General features: G+C 60.7%; 5 protein-coding genes. 4 read left to right on the plus strand and 1 reads right to left on the minus strand.

Annotated elements, in window-relative coordinates; all coding sequences use genetic code 11:
- The coding region (locus AC4DF4_RS18525; protein WP_490049577.1) for a saccharopine dehydrogenase family protein at positions 1 to 766 on the minus strand (766 nt) is incomplete at its 3' end.
- A gap of 159 nt (positions 767 to 925) precedes the next feature.
- On the opposite strand from AC4DF4_RS18525, the gene gspG reads away from it, so the two are divergent.
- The 4 genes from gspG to AC4DF4_RS18545 form a co-directional block, all read left to right on the plus strand.
- A complete protein-coding gene (gene gspG / locus AC4DF4_RS18530) occupies positions 926 to 1,366 on the plus strand; it encodes a type II secretion system major pseudopilin GspG (RefSeq protein ID WP_490049578.1) in 441 nt (146 codons plus the stop codon).
- Positions 1,341 to 1,892 carry a prepilin-type N-terminal cleavage/methylation domain-containing protein gene (locus tag AC4DF4_RS18535; RefSeq protein ID WP_490049579.1) on the plus strand — a complete coding sequence of 184 codons (552 nt, stop codon included), beginning with the start codon at positions 1,341 to 1,343 and terminating at the stop codon, positions 1,890 to 1,892. The genes gspG and AC4DF4_RS18535 overlap by 26 nt, the downstream gene beginning before the upstream one ends.
- A complete protein-coding gene (locus AC4DF4_RS18540; RefSeq protein ID WP_490049580.1) occupies positions 1,889 to 2,299 on the plus strand; it encodes a type II secretion system protein in 411 nt (136 codons plus the stop codon). The genes AC4DF4_RS18535 and AC4DF4_RS18540 overlap by 4 nt, the downstream gene beginning before the upstream one ends.
- Positions 2,296 to 2,667: type II secretion system protein (locus AC4DF4_RS18545; protein WP_490049581.1), on the plus strand; the 372-nt coding region annotated here is incomplete at its 3' end. The genes AC4DF4_RS18540 and AC4DF4_RS18545, both read left to right, overlap by 4 nt.

Here is a 2,667-nt window from a genome sequence, read left to right on the forward strand (position 1 = left end):
GCGAGAACGACATCCAGAACTGCGCGCGCTGGATCGTGGGAATGTGTTTCACCAGCGATTCGAGCTCCTCGTGATACATCCTGTAAATTTCGTAGGTTCCCACGCCGTCCGGGCAGGTGAACGCCTGGTGCTTGGACATCGGCGCGGTTTCGACGAACCCGCCGTTTTCGAAATGCCGGCACTCGGCGGTGACCTCGCGGATGTTGATTTCCGGGTTGAAATTGGTGGCGAAGGCCTTGCCGTGCTGGCCGCCGTTCACGTCGATGATGTCGAGCGTGTGGATTTCGTCGAAATGGTGTTTCAGCGCCCAAGCGGTGTAAACATTGGTCACGCCCGGATCGAAGCCGGAGCCGAGCAGCGCGCAGAGGCCGGCTTTTTCAAATTTTTCCTGATACGCCCACTGCCACGAGTATTCGAATTTCGCGACATCGAGCGGCTCGTAATTGGCCGTGTCCATGTAGTCGCAGCCGGCGAGCAGGCAGGCGTCCATGAGATTGAGGTCCTGGTAAGGGAGGGCGACGTTGATGAGCAGCTTGGCCCCGGTCTTGCGGATGAGCGCGGCGGTTTCCTCGGCGTTGTCGGCGTCCACCTTGGCGGTGGCGATGGTGCGGCCGGTGCGCTTTTTCACCTCGGCGGCGATCGCGTCGCACTTCGAGAGCGTCCGCGAGGCGAGGGTGATTTCCCCGAAAACCTCGGGAACCATGGCGCATTTGTGGGCGACGACGCTGCCGACCCCGCCGGCTCCGATGATAAGGACTTTGTTCATGATCGAGAAAAAGAGGCGCAAAGCTTGGGAAATCCGGGGCCGCTGGCAAGAAATTCCCCGTGACCTTTGGCAATCCTGCGCGAATTTTCCGACAAGTTTAAGTTGGCATGGCGTTTTCATCCCTGAAAGGCTAACGCCAGACGCAAAATCACACTCTTCATGAATATCCACAATCCAGTTCTCAATTCCCGCCGCCGCTCCGGTTTCACCCTGCTTGAAATGGTCATCGTGCTTGGCATCATCGCCATGATCCTCGGTGGTGCGATCTTCGCCATGCGCGGCATCGGCGACGCCGCGAAACTCCGCCAGGTGGAATCCGACTTCAAAAGCTTCGAGAGCGCGCTCGCGATGTACAAACTGAACGCCGGCTCGTTCCCGACCACCCAGCAAGGCCTGAAAGCCCTCCAAGACAAGCCATCCAGCACGCCGGTGCCACGCCGCTGGGTGCAAGTGATGAGCAAGCTCCCGCCTGATCCGTGGGGCGCGGAATACGGTTACCGCTTCCCGGGCAAGAAGCGCGCCAATGATTTTGAAATGTTCAGCAAAGGCCCGGACGGTCAGGAAGGCACTCCCGATGATCTCAGCAGTCAGGACGACTAAGCCGCAGCGGGGCTTCACGCTGATCGAAATCGTCATGGTCCTCGCCATCGCGGCCATCGTCATGGGCGGCGCGGTCGGGCTGATGATTTACTCGTCCGACGAGCGGATGTTGCGAAACACCTCCGGCGAAATCGAGCTGATGGCCAAGCGCGCCCGCACCATCGCGATTCTCAACCAGACGCCTTACGCCCTCGAATTCCGCGAAGGCGTCGTCCGGCTCCTGCCGCTGGCGCAGGCTGGATTGAGTGAAAAGAAAAACCGCCGCAACGAGCCCGAACCGGCAGTCGCAACCTCAGAGGAAAACCGCCAGCTCAACCTCGAAGGCGGGACGGAGGTCCTCATCCGCCGCTGGAACTCCGACAAATGGCTGCCCACCGTCAAACAGACCGTCCACGTCTGGCGCTTCGATCCCGACGGGCTTTGCGAGCCGATTTCCGTCCGCCTCGCGCTCGACAAAAGCTGGTCGGAAGATATCTACCACCCGCTCACCGCCACCATTCGCGACAGCCAACTCGAAGCCCGATGACCCGCCCACTCCATCCCGGCAAACGCGGATTTCTTCTCCTTGAGATGATTCTCGCGCTGGCGGTATTTGGCATCGCCGCCACCGGTTTCGCGGTCGCGCTGCATCGGATGGCCGCGGTCGCCGGACTCGCCCAGAGCGAACTCCGGATCACCCGCATTCTGGAAAGCGCGCTCGACGAGACGCTTTCCCTGCCGGTTCTTGAAGAGGGGACTGTCAACACCAGCGTCGGCGACACCGGCATCGAACTCGACACCACGGTCAAGCTCATCGAGGACCTCCAAAACGAGGACGGCCAGCCGCTTCAGGAAATGTATCTCATCACCGTCGAAGCCAAGTGGTTCTCCAACGGCCAGTGGCAAAACCGCAGCGTCGACACCTGGCGCTACGGCCGCATGTACCAGCCATGATCACCTCCCCCGTCAGTCCCCGACGCCGCGGCTTCACGCTGCTTGAACTCGTCATCGCGATGGGCTTGCTGGCGATCCTCGTCGGCATGGTTTTCACCACCGCGCGCACCTCGCTGGCATTGGGAAACACCATCGTGGAAACCCAAAACGAGGAAATGCTTCACCAGGCGTTTTTCGAGTTGCTCAACCAGCGCTTCACCTCCCTCCCCGGCAACACCCGCTTCGATCTCAAAGTGCAGGATTCCGGCTCCCACTACATTTCCGACCTCACGCTCCAAAACGTCCCGCTCAGTTTCACCTGGGGCGGCCAGACCCGCATCGCCAAGGCCGTCCAGCTCAGCACCGTGAAACGCCGCAGCGGCTACCTC

Source organism: Luteolibacter sp. (genome assembly GCF_058122085.1).